Below are 14,969 nucleotides of genomic sequence, written 5' to 3'. Positions count from 1 at the left end.
TGACGCTTTCCCCAACCGGGCTACGAGACGGCTTGATCCCTCACAAGTTTTTTTGCGTCGTCATGCGGCGCAGATCTGAAGGGCGAATTCCGTAGCGACTGCGGAAGGTGCGATTGAAATATGACAGGTCGTTGAAGCCGACGCTGTAGACGATCTGGCTGATGGGGGTTGCGGTGTTCTCGGCAAGAATCAGGCTCTTGGCAAGCACCAGCCGACGCTCCAGCACGTAGCGCGAAAACGTCGTGCCTGTCCGACTGAAAAGTTTCTGGATCGCGCGCGGTGTGATGCCTTCGGTGCGTGCCACATCAGCTATCGAAAACGCACCGTCGGCAAGATTTTCCTCAACCATCGCCTTGATCGCTTCAATGCGGTTTTGCGGAACTGCCGAAGGCGAAACCTCGTTCCCATATCGGGCGAGAACGGGAAGCAGGGAGTAGAAGTGCGCCACCATCATGGTGGCATGCTCTTTGTCCTGATGGTCCTGTTGAAGAAGATATCCTGCATAGTGGGTCAACAACTGCAATGGCAGGCATTCTGCTGAAAAGGGCCGCAACAAGATCCGGTCGATCGACTTTCGTGCAAGGGTAAGGGCGGCATGGGGAAGATGGGCGCAGTCGAGGCGCCCGCCTTCCGGCAAAATAATTTCCGATGCCATATCCGTGGGAAGGATGATGACATCACGGGGTTCCAGTTCGAAAGTGTGCTTGCGATGATGGACAATTAAGGTTCCGTCAGTTGCACGCAACATCGCGATATCAGGCCTGCCGATCCCATGAGTTGTCAGCCGCAAGGGTGTTTTGGGCAGGTAAACGGTTGCGAGAGAAAGGTTTTCGTGTTTCCAGACAAGGCCGGTGACACCCGCCAGATCACCATCTTCAACGGTGATTGTTGCTTCTCCCAACATGTCCAGAAGGATTGTGCGGCAGACCAGTCTGCTTTCTGGATCAGGTAGCGAGAGGGTTCCAAGTTTCAGGGGGCGGACAACTTCCATGAAAAATCAAACCTGTCTTTGCTGTTGATGTTCGCATCTATCCAAATCGGGTTCGTTCCCATCCAAGCCCGGCGGTTTCATAGCGCATAAAACATGATCAAAACAGTCTTGTATTTTCCGAGGGACGACTTGGAAGATATTTTTTGCGCATTGGGGGCGACATGATCGGAAAGTGGAATGTCGGCGTTAGTCTTGTGGCTATCGTCGTCGCAATCGGGGGCGGCAACGACGCCGTTCAGGCGCAGGATACGTCTCAGAACGCGCAGTCAGACAACGGTTCTACGGTGCTGGAGCCGATCGTTGTAAGTGGCAACCGTATACCCCAGCAAATCTCGCGGACGGCGCGAACGATTTATGTCGTTGATGCACAGGCCATCGAGGCCGAAGCCCGTTCAGGCAAGTCGCTTCAGCAGATTCTTGCTGAGAGAGTTCCAAGTTTCGACCCCGCCAGCGAAGGTGCGCGCACAGCCTATGGCCAGAACTTGCGGGGACGCACGGCCCTCATTCTCATCGATGGTGTTTCGATGAACTCGGCGCGCTCCCTGAGCCGCCAATTCGATTCAATCGATCCGTTCAATGTCGAGCGTGTCGAGGTTCTGTCTGGCGCGACGGCAATCTACGGCGGCAATGCAACGGGTGGTGTCATCAACATCATCACGAAGAAGGGGAAAGATGCGCCGGACGGTTTGCGCGGTGAAGTGACGGCGGGCCTTGGCAGTGGCTTTGGCCGTACCCGTGACCTTGACCGCAACGGTGCAGGTGCCGTGACCTATAACAGCGAAAACTGGGATGCGCGTTTCTCCATCGCCGGCAACCAGACGGGAGCCTTTTACGATGGCTCCGGCACGATGCTCACCCCCGATATTACCCAGACTTCCACAGCATTCAACAAGCGCATCGATTTCATGGGTAGTGTCGGTTTGCAGATCGATGACGACAGGCGCCTTGAGGTGTCCGGCCAGTTTTATGACAGCGCCCAGGATTCGCCGTTCGGGCTTTATCTTGGCGCAGGCCTTGCCGGGATCCGCAATTCCAACCTGGTTGAAACGCGGGACGGATACCGATCGGATTTCGACCCGCGCACGCGCCGTACCATGGTAAACGCGACTTACACCGACAATGATTTCCTGGGGCAGGAACTGCTTCTGCAGGGCAGTTTCCGGCGGGAAGAAATCCGGTTCCACCCGTTTCCCGGTAGTGCGATTTTCTCCCCCTTCGTCTATTTCGGTGGCAGCTCGCAGGATACCGATTACTATAGCCTGAAGGCAGCGATGATCTCGGAGCCGCTGGACGGGCTTAAGGTGACATATGGCATCGACGCCGACCGGGATTCGCTGAGTTCCAAACAGAACGTGTTCGATTTCCTGACAGTCGCGACGACCGGTGCGATGGACTTCAGGACACGCGGCATGACCGGGCTTTATCCCGACATCGATGTCTCGACCCTGGCCGGTTTCATCCAGGGATCTTATGAGGCGACGGACCGGCTGACGGTCAATGGTGGTGTGCGTTATCAATATGTCACCACCGACGTATCGAGCTTCGCCGGCGCGGCACAGCAGGTCGCCGTTCTCAACCGGGTCGGCTCCTCTGTGGATCCCATTCCCGGCGGGGAAGTCAGCTACGATGCGGCTCTGTTTAACGCCGGCGCGACCTATGAGCTGACCGCTACGCAGCAAATCTATGCCAATTTCGGCCAGGGTTTCGAGCTTCCTGACCCGGCAAAATATTACGGGATCGGGAGCTATAGGCTTGTCGGAGGCCGTTACGTCCTCCTGGATAGCGTCAATGTTGCCGACTCCGCACTCCAGGCGATCAAGACCAACTCTTTTGAAGTCGGTTATCGTTTCAATGACGATAGCTTCAGCTTCCAGACCGCGGCATATTACTCGCTCTCCAACCGATCCATCGAGTTGAACCGCACGACCCTGGCTGTTGATGTCGTTGATCGTGAGCGACGTGTCTATGGTCTGGAGGCCAGCGCCAGCGCGACACTGGATTACGGGTTTGATGTTGGCGCATCCGGTCACTGGGTGAAGTCGGAAATCAAGTCTGACGGTAACTGGGAGAAGGAAAGCATCGGTACCGCCAGTGTTTCCAAGCTCGGCAGTTATATTGGCTGGACGAAAGACAACTTCAACATCAAGCTGGCCGGGCAGCATGCCTTCAATCTCGGCGACGACGACAGCCGGAAGATTGATGGTTACACCCTGTTCGATCTAACCGGTGCCTATCGCTTCGAAGCGCAGGACACAACGCTTCGCTTCGGCGTGATGAACCTGTTCGACAAGGATTACACAACCATATGGGGCGCGCGCGCCAACGCGCTTTATGGGGCTTTGGCCAATGAAGCCGTGTTCGACTACAAGGGACGCGGACGCACGTTCGCCGTTTCATTGACGAAAGTTTTCTGATGGATCATCAGGGCGGCATGTGGCGGGGATCTTTATTCCCGCCACGCGCCGCCAGGTCAGCGCAATGACCGGTCCGACCGGCTATGGTGCCTTCACTCTCCATGGCTGCGGAACTGAAGGGCTTATCTGGAGGGCGCGCGGGTTCTGGGCGCGGGCGCTGAAGAAGAAGCGGCAATTTCGATATTTCTAAGGCTCACAGTGGTTGAAAGATCGAGGTTGGTGACATGTCGGCGATGCGTCAGGCATCGAGTGTCTGGAAGCCGCCGTGTTTGAATGTCTGTCTTGCACATCTCCCGCGCTTCGATTTCTGACCCCGTCGGACAATGGCCGGGCAGGGCTTGAAGACGAATTTGCGGCCCAACGGCTCTGCGCGCAGCGATATCTAGCTTTACCGCATCTGCAATGTGGACCGATAGGATGGGGCAGACACCCGTTGTCAGGAACGGCGAGGTTATCGGTGCTGTTCGCCATTTCAACGAGGACAACAGCAAACAACGTTGTATCGAGTTGCTGGGCGATGAAGCGGTCAAGACCTCAGAAGTTGAGGGGGGAATTTATGGACCGCGTGAGTGTCCAGTCATCATTGCGCCGGAGTTTCGGTCGGTAGCGGTTATATCTCTGCTGACTTACCGGTAAAAAGCTACCGAATGTCATCTTTTTCGCAGCACTATTTGCGAGGAGGTTGTTGGCGCAATCTTAAAGGCTCACGAAAACTGACAATCGGAAACAATCTAGTCGAAAGACGATCCAGGAACGCTGGCGCAAGCGCTAGATAGCGCTTGAAATATGACTCTGGAAAAACCATTTGACCGGCGATTTATGTGCAATGGAGGTATCAATGACGACCGTACAAGAGCGCCAGCCCGAGCAACACGTATTCGAAGCCGATGTCAGCCGACTTCTGCACATGATGGTGCATTCGGTCTACTCGGACAAAGATGTATTCCTGCGCGAATTGATCTCGAACGCGGCGGATGCCTGCGAAAAGCTGCGGTATGAGTCGATTTCCAAGCCGCAACTCTCGGCCGATGGGATCCAGCCTGGAATTCTCGTGACGCTCAATGAAGAGGCGCAGACGCTCGTTGTCGAAGACAGCGGCATTGGCATGGACCGCGACGAGATGATCGACGCGCTCGGTACGATCGCGCGCTCGGGGACAAAAGCATTCATGGATCGGCTTGAGGCGGCCAAAGCTGGAGAGAAAGCGCAACTGATCGGCCAGTTCGGCGTCGGCTTCTATTCATCGTTCATGGTCGCTCACCGGGTCGAAGTAATCTCGCGCCGCGCCGGCAAGGACGAGGCCTGGAAATGGTCATCCGACGGCAAAGGAAGCTATGACATTGCTGCGGTCGATCCGGGACAAGCACCGACACGCGGTACTCGCGTCGTGTTACATCTCTTGGAAGATGCAAAGAAATATACGAGCAAATGGACGGTGGAGGAGATCATTCGAAACCAGTCCGGCCACGTCCCCGTACCTATCCGTCTGGTCGAGAAGGAGGGTGCCGAGCCCTCACAGGTATCCGATGGTGCAGCGCTCTGGATCAAGCAGAAGAACGAAATATCCAAGCAGGATTATGTCGATTTCTATCGGAGCGTTTCAGGCCAGTACGACGAGCCGCTGAGTAACGTCCATTTCCGCGCTGAGGGCCGACACGAATATACGACTCTTGCCTTTATACCCGGTTCTCAGCCATTCGATGTGTTTGATCCGGACCGACATGGTCGGATGAAGCTCTATGTGAAGCGCGTTTTCATAACCGATGATGCCGAACTGCTACCGCGCTATCTGCGCTTCGTCCGCGGCATCGTTGATACTTCGGATCTGCCGCTCAACATCTCCCGCGAGATGATCCAGGAAAGTCCGGTCCTCGCGGCCATCAAAAAGGGCGTGACGAGCCGGATCCTTTCCGCGCTGGAGAAGATGGCCGAGCACGACGGCGAGACCTTTGCCAGGTTCTGGGATATGTTCGGGGCTATTCTCAAGGAAGGCATCTACGAGGACTTCGAACGGCGCTCACAGTTGCTGAAGCTGGCACGCTTCCGCAGCACCGCATCGGGCGAGGCGACACGCAGCCTGGCTGACTACCTGGCCACGATGAGGGAAGGACAATCGGCGATCTACTATATTAGCGGCTCCACTTTGGACCAGCTGAAATCGTCGCCGCACCTTGAGGGTTTCCGGGCCAAAGGGATCGAAGTCCTCCTGCTTACAGATGGCGTCGATAACTTTTGGCCGACCAATGTGCCAGATTTTGAAGGCAAGCCATTTAAATCTGTCACCCAAGGTCTTGCCGATCTGAACACTGTTGCCGGGGAGGGAGGCGCTGATGAGGCTGGTCGGCAAGCTTCTCCCGAGGTTGGAGCCTTCATCGATTTCGCGCGAAGCGCCCTTGGTGAAGAGGTCGCTGACGTGCGTATTTCTGATCGGTTGACCGAAAGTGCGGTCTGCCTTGTGGCGTCGGATTATGGCCCCGACCGCCAACTCGAAAAACTCCTGAAAGGCGCCGGGCGGTTGCAAACAACGTCGAAGCCGATCCTGGAGATCAATGGGCAGAGCGAACTTGTGAAAAACATTGCTTCAATGGACGATCAGGCGTTTCGCGAGGATGCTGCGTGGCTTTTGCTTGACGAAGCCCGCATCCTTGACGGGGACAAACCAGCCAACCCGCGCGCGTTCGCCGATCGGCAGGCCAGGTTATTTGCCCTTGCGATGAGATCCGGTAAGTGACAATCCTCGGCGAGGCGGCCTTTGGCTGCCTTGCCAACACTCGGCCGAAGAGGACGATTGGTGGTTGCCGATGTTGCGCAGGTTATCAATGAGTGTGACGGCGTTGTCTCAAAAGATGCATCATGACAGCGCCAATTGCGCTCGGCACAGCCCCTTCAGTGCCGCTTTCTACCCTCTGGACGATGCAACTGCACTACAGAACCCATCATGAGTCATCACTGGACCTGTAGACTGCCAAGGGCCCGTTATAGAATCCCTGCAGATTTCATAAACCGCTGATGCCAGGTCTTGCTGCTATCTCAAAAGTTCGTAGTGGCTGGCGGCTCGCCCTGACGTCGGCCACTGAGCACCGCGAAACGCCATGCTTTGAAGCTGCAGTCCACCTCGGAAAATCCCGTATCGTGCATCCATTGCAACTGGTTCTCGATAGGGGAGCAACGATCGTGGGACATCCGCTCGAGCGCTTTGGTGATTTCCTCTTCGGGTACGCCCAGCCTCCTGACCTGTTGCAGCCAGATACGGGCGTAACGGGCCTCTACCTCGCAATCATGGCCGAGGACCTGCTCGGCGTTGACGAACAGGCCACCCTCCGACAAGGCGCTCCGAATTTCATCGAAGAGATGCTTTTTCGCGGCGTCTTCCAGATGATGGATCGCCAGCGCTGAGATGATGAGATCCCACGGACCGCCGAGTTCGGTATCTGACATGTCTGCCACGGCATAGGTAATGGCCGGATTGCCATCGAAGCGTTGCCGGGCCTGCTCGAGCATCTTTTCGGAGGCATCGACGAGGTGGATCTGGGCATCGGGGTGGCGGGCCAGCAGCATTGCCGTGAAAAGGCCAGTGCCAGCGCCAAGATCGAGTACACGCAGTTTCGCGGCGTCCCGCCAGTCGTCGATCAAGTCGAGCGCTGTCCCGTAAAACGTATCGAAACAGGGAATAAGGCCTCGCCGAAGGGCGTCGTAGCCGGATGCATCCCGATTGAAGACGGGTAAGGACGAAACATTTATCGGTGCCATGGTGTGTCTGAACCTTTCGGGATTGCAATCTACTTCGCCGTGGCGGCGGGGATCAGGCCCGGGTTCAATGAATAGGTCGCTGTCGCCTTGCCGCTTGCAAGGATGTGGCCAGCCATGGCTTTTTCCACGTCTTCGCCAGTGAACGGCCCGGCAAGGCCCAGTGTCACAACGTCAAGCGCGACCACTTCAAGGATGTAGCGGTGAACGCGCTGATCGTTTATGGGCGGGCAGGGGCCGTCGTAACCACCATAGGTACCTGCCATGCCATCAGTTTTGGCCAGAAAACTCGTAAAGACATTGGCGCCGCGCAGTCCGTGTGGTGTCAATCCGACCGGCTTGCCGCCCAGCACGAGACCCTCGCTTTCCGTACCTTCGCCGATGGATATGATGCCGGCGGGAATATCGGCCAAAACCCAGTGGAAAACCTTGATCCGCGGCGCGTCGTCTGGAATCGTGGTGCTAGGTTTATTGATGAGGCTAAAATCGAGTGGTACGTCCGGATCGGTCATCAGTAACACATAAGATCTGGTGCCCTCTGGGCCTGCCGACCATGAGACCCCCGGGCTCACGTCCTTCGCCCCTTTTCCGGGCGGGCAGAAGGCGGCGGAATCTGAAAACCGGCCAGAACCGTCAAGCCCTTCGATCTTTACGGACAGCGTGGAGTCCGCGGCCATGGGCGCTGTCGCCGAAAATGCGGCGGCCACAATGGCAGCGCATATGCTTCTTTTATTCCTGTTCATCTCGTCTCGCCTGGTTGATTTCAGTCGAGCATAGGGAACGATGCCAATGCGGGTGGGCCCGATCTGATCAGCAATGAGCCTGAAGCGGTCAGGCTAATGGTTTTTTACGTGCCCTGCGAACGGTCGAAGGAGCCTGTCCGAAGGCATCCTGGAAGTGCCGCGAGAAGTGTGAACGCGATGCGTAGCCGGTAGCGGCTATTGCGTCGGCGACATCGGCATCCCGATCCGAGAGTATGAGGTAAGCGGCATGCATTCTTTCGGTGAGCAGCAGCGCACGTAGTGAGTGGTTTTCGTCCCGTAGTCGCCGCCGCAGGGTGGCCTCTGACATCGACAGGGACGCGGCGACCGCGGCGGTTGACCACGCGTGATCGAGCCGGTGGCGGATCAGGAGGCGCACTGCTTCTGTGACTGAGCGGTCGACATATTTGGGCATCAATGGCAGCGCACCCTGTTCGGCCAGGATAAGCAGAACCTCGAGAACACGGTGATCTACGACGCGCCGGGAAAGGTCGAGCGTACCCGCCAGCGCCTCGCCACTATGGATGATTGCCGAGCAGAGCGTCGGACTGATCGTGATGGGCGAGCCGAGGGGTATGTCGCGCTTGGTGAGTTGCGGCCAAAGGCGTGCCGCCTCGATGACCAGGGTGCGAGAGAAGCGGACGAAGAGGGCGCGATAGACGCCAGTGTCGGCATCTGGTTCATTCACAACATCAATCTCCGCACCGGCCGGCAGCACGAAGGCGTCGCCGGCGTGGTAGATATCGCGTTTCGCGCCCCACAGCACTTCTTTGCGGCCTTCGATGACGATGACGAGGCCGGCTGCGGGCATGCTGAGCTCGGAAATGGTTTCCCTGTGACGGGCGACGAAGGCCGAGATGAACGGTGGATCTTCGTTTTCGAGCATCAAGCGCGTGTCGCGCTCGGCCAGCGGGCGAAGGGCATCAACGAGACGCCGCCGTAGTGTTTTGTCGCTGTCACGCATTGAACAAGCTATCTCGAAATTGGATCAGGCGTCATTGCTATGTTGAAATCAAGTCGCTGTCGATACGCCGCCGAAGGGCGCTGAAAACGGAAAGGTACTGTCTGCCATTGGCGATCTTTTGGAGGGCTACAACGTCTGAAATGGTCGGATATTGCAAGCCGGCAAAGCGCCGTTATCTTGGTCGTAGAGGTTCTCATCGTGCGCCTGGACGCAGAGTGCTGGACGCCTAAACGGTTGGAATTACGTTCAGAAGCAGTCAAAGTGTTCACCGCGTTTGACGGCAGCTATTTCACTCGCGCCGCCATAAATCAGACAGTCCGGTCCCGGCCCAAGGCGAAAATAACTTCCGTTTTGGACCGTCGGGTCGCCCATTCGATCCGGCAGAGGTGCATCCCAAAGCGGTCACTTATGTTTCGGTATGATGGAGTTGCTGGCCGAGATGTGTTGGATTCGTGGCGTTGGCTCGTGCCGGACGTCGGCTTGGGAACGAGGTCATAATTGATGCCGTCGCAGAAATGCTAAAATATGCCGAGACCCTCTGATCTTTCCTCAATTGGAGTTCGAGCCCTGATGTCGATTTCCGATACGATCTATCGACCCTTTGAAACGCTGATCCAACCCCTCGACATCCCCTATCAGCCGTTGCCCGCGAAAGGCCCGGTGGCTGTTCTCCTGCACTTCATCCGGATGTTCCGCGGCATCCTGCTCGTGCTCGCCCTTTCCACAATGGCAATCGAGGCCATGAATCTGACGATTATTTGGGGACTATCGGTCATCGTTGATGGCGTGACGCAACAGGGCGCAAGCGCCTTCCTGCACAATGAATGGTTGCTTCTGACCTTGCTTGGCCTGATGCTGTTTCCCGCAATCCCGCTTGGCTCCTTTCTCGTCAACACGCTGAACTCGCATACGCTTGGCATTGGTATGCCTGCCGCCATTCAGTGGCAGGGCCACAAGGCGGTGGAGCGGCAGGATCTGGCCTTTTTCCATGATCTCTATGCTGGTCAGGTCGCCTCACGTCTGCAGCAGGTGGCCTCTGCCGTGCAGCAGCAGATCATATCGGCCTTCCAGTCCATCCCGCGCTTCGTGATGCAAATTGCTGGGTCGGTCATTCTCTTGAGCGCTCTCTCCTGGCAGCTCGCCTTGCCGACCATCGTCTGGATCACGCTTAACGTTCTGCTCGCTATCAGGCTGGCACCTGTATTTACCGAGCGCTCGCGCCGTTCCGCCAAGCGGCGCAGCCTGATTTCTGGCGCGATCACCGATCTCTACGGCAATATGCAGATGGTGAAGCAGTTTGCCGCCGAAGACAGCGAGGCGGGCGCTATCCGCGGCATTATTGCCAAGGCCATCAGTGCCCAACAAAGTGAACAGCGGATCTACCGCACCTCGGAGGTCATTGTCGTTGCCCTCAACATGATGCACTGGCTGGCGATACTCTCGATCGGATTTACCGGGCTTGTCGATGGTTTCGTCACGATCGGCGAATTCACGGCTGCCGTTTACGTCCTCAGCCGGCTGTCTGCTCACACCTTCACGTTCCTACAGATGGGCCAACAGATCTTCCAGGCAGTCGGTACGATCAAGGACGCCATGCCCGTCATGACGACACCGCCCACCATCACCGATCGTCCAGACGCAGCGGATCTTACCATTCGCCATGGCGAAATCCGTTTCGAGAACGTCCGTTTCGCCTACAAGACTGGCAAGCCGGTTATCGATGATCTCTCGCTGACGATCCGTCCCGGTGAAAAGGTTGGACTCGTCGGGCTATCGGGGGCTGGCAAGACCACACTCGCCAATCTCCTGCTGCGCTTCTACGATATCCAGGACGGCGCGATCCTGATCGACGACAAGGATATTCGCTCGGTCACCCAATCAAGTCTGCGCCGCGTGATTGGCGTTATAGCCCAGGATGTGTCGCTGCTGCATCGTTCGGTCGGCGATAATATCCGCTATGGGCGACCGGAGGCGAGCGCGCAGGAGGTGGAAGATGTCGCCAGAATGGCTGCTGCCGACACCTTCATAACAGAACTCTCCGATAGCGATGGCCGCAAGGGCTACGACGCCTACGTCGGTGACCGCGGCATCAAACTGTCCGGCGGCCAACGCCAGCGTGTCGCGATCGCCCGCGTTCTCCTGAAAAACGCTCCGATCCTGATCCTCGATGAAGCAACTTCGGCCCTCGACAGTGAATCCGAAGCCGCGATTCAGGAGAAACTTGATCTTGTGATGCAAGGCAAGACGGTTATCGCCATTGCCCACCGCCTATCGACCATCTCCAGCATGGACCGCATCGTCGTGCTCGAAAACGGCCGCATAATAGAGGAAGGCCCGCCGGGGGAGTTAATTGAAACCAATGGTCTTTTCGCGCGGCTGTGGCAGCGGCAGACGGGTGGATTTATTCCTGACGACATCAACTGAACCCGCGTTTGCGATAAAACCCCAGTTATTCGCGACGCATTTCGGAATTGTTTGCTGAACAGATGGTCTGCTTCACGGTGAATAGTGTTGCTTCTCCAAAGGGCAGCAGACTCGGCTCCCTGTTTAACCTGAGCGTGGCGCGTTCTTCCTCCGGTCAATCGTGGCCAAAGGACAACTCAAATCGATATCGCAAATTGATCCTGCTGGATTGGGGTGGCCAGCACGCACCTGGCACAACTATGGAACCCGTCCAGCGCTCGGCGATCAAACCTCATCGCCCACAGGAGGCGAAACTCGGATAGAAAAAGGGGTCAATGTTCCGTGCTGATTTACGGGCTCTGCGTCGTCATAAGGTTCTGCGATTGATAAAGGTCAATGGCGGATGGCTGATATTTCTATTTACTAATGGATACGCTGCACCGAGATGAAAATGTAGAAACGGAAAAAGTACTTCGGACGCGGGATTTCCCGCGTGGCGGAGCGACGTTTGTACATCTCCAGATGCAAGCTCCATTTCTGAGTACGGGAGGTAAGCGATGCTGGTCCGAGAAATGACGCACAACGAGTGTCTCGCCGTCATCGCAGTCCAGAGGCTGGCGCGAATGGCGTGCGCGAGGGATAATATCCCTTATGTTGTTCCAATATATTACGCATATTCGGGAAACAGCCTTTACGCGTTTACAATGCCGGGAAAGAAACTTGAATTCCTTCGGTCAAACCCGCGTGCCTGTTTGCAGATCGACACTCCGGAAGGTGCGCATCAATGGGCGAGCGTCATAATCGACTCCTCTTTTCGGGAGTTGCCAGACGAAGACCCCCCCGTTCGGGAACGCTTACATGCTTGGGAGCTGCTTGCGGAACACTTTGACTGGTGGGAACCCGGCGCCCTGAAACCTCGATCTGAACCTCGTCGAGGGACCTCTCCACACGTCTTTTTTGCACTGGATATCGTGACTTTGAGTGGTAGAGAGGCGAGAGAGGGCCAGCCGGAGCGTGTTTTGTCGCAATAGGCGACGCTGGACTCTTGTGCACTGACCTGTCCGCAGCAGTTTTGTCGGCGTGTACATGGGGCGTTTGTTGCTTTGGGCGCCGACGGGTCGAGATTTCTGCCGCACTTTCTACGCAATCGGCCAGATCCGGGTGATCCCGAAGGCCGCGATTTGGGGAGAAGCGTACCATGACGATCTACGATGAACGCGAGAGAGCTGCAGAGAGGCAATATGTCCAGATGGCTGAGAAACCGTTCAGAATTCGCGCCAGGCGTGACAAAATGCTGGCGAGTTGGGTGGCCACGCTGCTCGGTCGCGATATTGCGCGTTGTCTTGAGGACATTATTGAAGCTGATTTTGCACGGGGCGACGAGGGTGTCTTGAAAAAACTGGAAAGCGATCTGGCGATCCTCGGGCTTTCGGATACACGTAATTTGATACGGCACAAAATGCAAAAATGCTTTGCCGATGCGGTAAGGGACGTTGAAGGCTCAGTGAACCAATAGACGAACTAGACCATTCCATCGTGAGACAAACATCAACGTGCCGGGTCGATTTGGGTAGTTAAAGCAGAATGCGTAAAGCGACCGCTGATACTTAGCGGCCTTTGCCGAAACGAGGGTCAGTGCGAAGCTGACGGCTGATGATGAGCCTGCCAAGCTTAAGTTCATCACGATCAACTGGAACACAGATATTTCTCACGATGCGGCGGAAGTCCACGTCGAGAAGGGCTGGATAATCTCAGGCATGAGATCAAATGGAAAGATAAAAAAGAAGCGGCTGTCGATCGAGTGCAAGCCTTGCGTGGTGTATCCGATCGGCAGGTAATGCTGTAGTGATACGTCGATGCCTGAACAGGGTTTTAGGCTGCAGGAAGTCCAGCTTTGGCGGCGTCAGGCGTTTATTTTGTCGCGAATGATTGCGTGACTTTTTAACCCGTGTGCGCTTCGGCGCTTCTTTTCCATGTCGCACCGTTTCCAAAATGTACGGGGTGACTTGCACTAGGCCACACCTGCACCGCAGGACTGCGCGCACGGCAGAATTTTCGCGTGCTGGCTAGCGGTGTCGCTCACAGGTTACCCTTTCCCACCGGAATTTCATCGAATGGCCCATTGACGAGGATCAAGGCTATCTTACCGCAACTGCTTCATCCTGAAGTGAAAGTTCAGGAGGAACAAAATGAGCTTCGCTACGCTATTGCAGATCACGACAGGTGAGCCTGCCTCGCCCGAGTCAAACATGGATTTCAATTTGGCCGATGCGATGGAAAGCCATCTTTCCGTGCTGTTGATCGGCATTGCTTCACCACCACCCGTCGGTGCCCATATGGAGAGCGTGTCAGCAGCGTGGTTAGACGAGCGGCAGGCCGACCAAGACAGGCTGGCACGGCAAGTATTTGCTCTCGAAAATTATCTGAAAGGCAAGATTTCTTCGTTTGATATTGAGGAAGCCTATACCGAAATATTCAATCTGGACAATGTTGTCGGGTATCGAGCGCAATTCGCCGACGCTGTTGCGATCGGCCCGGATATTCTAAACGATCCTGGCGTGCGTGATGCCATCCTTGACGGAGCTCTTTTTCACGCCGGTGTACCGATTTTGGTCGATCCCTTGCGCAGCCTTTCTTGGGACAAGAACTCCGTTCTGATTGCCTGGTCTGATGCGCCGGAAACAGCTGCGGCCGTTAGGGCGAGCGTTCCCTTTTTGAAAAGGGCGCGGTCTGTCGAGATCATTGTCGTCGATCCTGACGACGATCGGGAGTTGGCGCCAGGATTGCGATCGTATCTATCTCATCAGCAGATTAATGCTTCGATTGAAAGCATAAAGAGCGAAGGCCGGACGATAGCCGAGACGATCGAAACCTATGCGGAGCGCTTGCAGTCAAGTCTCATCGTCATGGGCGCATACGGCCACTCCCGGCTGCGCGAACGTATTTTCGGCGGCGTCACGCGCACTATGATCGAAAAGACCAGGCGACCGCTCCTTCTGGCGAAATAATAACTTGAAAGAGGAGGCTGGGTGCCTTTGCGTGAAGATAACCGCCTCGCGCGACTTTTGATCAAGAGGAGAAGAATGATGAATGCTTTCGTTTTTCAAGGGCCGGGCCGGGCTTCCATGTAAAACTTCGCCGACTATCCCGGCTTGATCGCTTGGACGGTGAGCACGTTGCTTCGGGCTTTATAGGATTTCCTGTAGAGCCCTGCTAGACTTTTGCGCGCATCCATTATCAACCTTTAGTGTAAATGGAGAGCGAGGCATGAAAAACGGGCTATAAAGCGTGAAATTCACTGTCTCAGTTGGCGAAGGCGGTGGAGTAGTCGTCCTGAGAGACGGGAAACTACTTGGAGGGGAACAAGGCTCCTATTACGTCGGCAATTACCATACTGAAGACAGCAAGCTTGTCGCGGATGTCAAAGTCAAGACGCGCACCATGGTTCCCGGGATGACCTATGTCTTGGGAGCGAATGGCAGAGTATATCTTGAGGGGTTATTTTCGATTGCCATTTTCAATGGCTTTCGGATTGATCGCTTCTTCGAAGATTAGAGATTGAGAAAAAGGGGAGCGTATCACTATTCTTCGGGTAGTTGTGATGCAAAGAGCGCTCATCGGAAGCCTGCGCTGATGCGATGGTGCATTACGGTTTCAGGATTCCTCATTCTGAATTTATCGGTCGTGCC

Annotated in this window: 11 protein-coding genes and 1 pseudogene; 8 read left to right on the top strand and 4 right to left on the bottom strand. The window is 55.9% G+C overall.

Annotated features, from left to right (window positions below):
* Positions 1-40 precede the first annotated feature (40 nt).
* The gene (rhrA, locus tag AC5SEO_RS18455) at positions 41-991 is read right to left on the bottom strand and encodes a rhizobactin biosynthesis transcriptional regulator RhrA (protein WP_495363916.1); all 951 of its coding nucleotides are present in this window, start codon (positions 989-991) and stop codon (positions 41-43) included.
* Between the two features lie 161 nt (positions 992-1,152).
* Here rhrA and rhtA point away from each other — a divergent pair, with 161 nt between their 5' ends.
* From rhtA to htpG, 3 genes and pseudogenes are all read left to right on the top strand, one after another.
* A complete protein-coding gene (gene rhtA / locus AC5SEO_RS18450; protein WP_495363915.1) occupies positions 1,153-3,405 on the top strand; it encodes a TonB-dependent siderophore receptor RhtA in 2,253 nt (750 codons plus the stop codon).
* A gap of 444 nt (positions 3,406-3,849) precedes the next feature.
* Positions 3,850-4,006, top strand: a pseudogene (locus AC5SEO_RS18445) (DUF4172 domain-containing protein); the annotation flags it as partial.
* A gap of 237 nt (positions 4,007-4,243) precedes the next feature.
* The gene (htpG, locus tag AC5SEO_RS18440; RefSeq protein WP_495363914.1) at positions 4,244-6,136 is read left to right on the top strand and encodes a molecular chaperone HtpG; all 1,893 of its coding nucleotides are present in this window, start codon (positions 4,244-4,246) and stop codon (positions 6,134-6,136) included.
* A gap of 299 nt (positions 6,137-6,435) precedes the next feature.
* On the opposite strand, the gene AC5SEO_RS18435 is transcribed toward htpG, so the two are convergent.
* The 3 genes from AC5SEO_RS18435 to AC5SEO_RS18425 all read right to left on the bottom strand — a co-directional run bounded on the left by AC5SEO_RS18435 (position 6,436) and on the right by AC5SEO_RS18425 (position 8,877).
* The gene (locus AC5SEO_RS18435; protein ID WP_495363913.1) at positions 6,436-7,155 is read right to left on the bottom strand and encodes a class I SAM-dependent methyltransferase; all 720 of its coding nucleotides are present in this window, start codon (positions 7,153-7,155) and stop codon (positions 6,436-6,438) included.
* A gap of 29 nt (positions 7,156-7,184) precedes the next feature.
* A complete protein-coding gene (locus AC5SEO_RS18430; protein WP_244517153.1) occupies positions 7,185-7,829 on the bottom strand; it encodes a YbhB/YbcL family Raf kinase inhibitor-like protein in 645 nt (214 codons plus the stop codon).
* Positions 7,830-7,983: 154 nt separating this feature from the next.
* Positions 7,984-8,877, bottom strand: a complete 894-nt coding sequence (locus AC5SEO_RS18425) for a helix-turn-helix domain-containing protein (RefSeq protein WP_035200764.1) — start codon at positions 8,875-8,877, stop codon at positions 7,984-7,986.
* A 570-nt stretch (positions 8,878-9,447) separates the two neighbouring features.
* On the opposite strand from AC5SEO_RS18425, the gene AC5SEO_RS18420 reads away from it, so the two are divergent.
* The 5 genes from AC5SEO_RS18420 to AC5SEO_RS18400 all read left to right on the top strand — a co-directional run bounded on the left by AC5SEO_RS18420 (position 9,448) and on the right by AC5SEO_RS18400 (position 14,835).
* Entirely contained in the window at positions 9,448-11,301 is a 1,854-nt protein-coding gene (locus AC5SEO_RS18420; RefSeq protein WP_495363912.1) for an ABC transporter ATP-binding protein, read from the top strand.
* A gap of 536 nt (positions 11,302-11,837) precedes the next feature.
* Positions 11,838-12,311, top strand: coding sequence for a pyridoxamine 5'-phosphate oxidase family protein (locus AC5SEO_RS18415; protein WP_003516919.1), 474 nt, complete (start codon positions 11,838-11,840; stop codon positions 12,309-12,311).
* A 167-nt stretch (positions 12,312-12,478) separates the two neighbouring features.
* Complete coding sequence (locus AC5SEO_RS18410; protein ID WP_065703945.1) at positions 12,479-12,796, top strand: ATPase inhibitor subunit zeta; 318 nt, start codon at positions 12,479-12,481, stop codon at positions 12,794-12,796.
* A gap of 673 nt (positions 12,797-13,469) precedes the next feature.
* Entirely contained in the window at positions 13,470-14,288 is an 819-nt protein-coding gene (locus tag AC5SEO_RS18405) for a universal stress protein (protein ID WP_003516917.1), read from the top strand.
* A 280-nt stretch (positions 14,289-14,568) separates the two neighbouring features.
* Complete coding sequence (locus AC5SEO_RS18400; protein ID WP_003516916.1) at positions 14,569-14,835, top strand: GrlR family regulatory protein; 267 nt, start codon at positions 14,569-14,571, stop codon at positions 14,833-14,835.
* Positions 14,836-14,969 lie beyond the last annotated feature (134 nt).

The sequence above is a fragment of the Agrobacterium sp. K11 genome (genome assembly GCF_059429395.1).
The sequence above is the reverse complement of the archived record's forward strand: the minus strand, read 5'-3'. Positions and strand labels throughout refer to the sequence as shown.

Coding starts and splice junctions, on each gene's coding strand:
- AC5SEO_RS18430 (WP_244517153.1), bottom strand. CDS start 7,829: ATGGCCGCGGACTCCACGCTGTCCGTAAAGATCGAAGGGCTTGACGGT.
- AC5SEO_RS18415 (WP_003516919.1), top strand. CDS start 11,838: ATGCTGGTCCGAGAAATGACGCACAACGAGTGTCTCGCCGTCATCGCA.
- rhrA (WP_495363916.1), bottom strand. CDS start 991: ATGGAAGTTGTCCGCCCCCTGAAACTTGGAACCCTCTCGCTACCTGAT.
- AC5SEO_RS18410 (WP_065703945.1), top strand. CDS start 12,479: ATGACGATCTACGATGAACGCGAGAGAGCTGCAGAGAGGCAATATGTC.
- AC5SEO_RS18425 (WP_035200764.1), bottom strand. CDS start 8,877: ATGCGTGACAGCGACAAAACACTACGGCGGCGTCTCGTTGATGCCCTT.
- htpG (WP_495363914.1), top strand. CDS start 4,244: ATGACGACCGTACAAGAGCGCCAGCCCGAGCAACACGTATTCGAAGCC.
- AC5SEO_RS18420 (WP_495363912.1), top strand. CDS start 9,448: ATGTCGATTTCCGATACGATCTATCGACCCTTTGAAACGCTGATCCAA.
- rhtA (WP_495363915.1), top strand. CDS start 1,153: ATGATCGGAAAGTGGAATGTCGGCGTTAGTCTTGTGGCTATCGTCGTC.
- AC5SEO_RS18405 (WP_003516917.1), top strand. CDS start 13,470: ATGAGCTTCGCTACGCTATTGCAGATCACGACAGGTGAGCCTGCCTCG.
- AC5SEO_RS18435 (WP_495363913.1), bottom strand. CDS start 7,155: ATGGCACCGATAAATGTTTCGTCCTTACCCGTCTTCAATCGGGATGCA.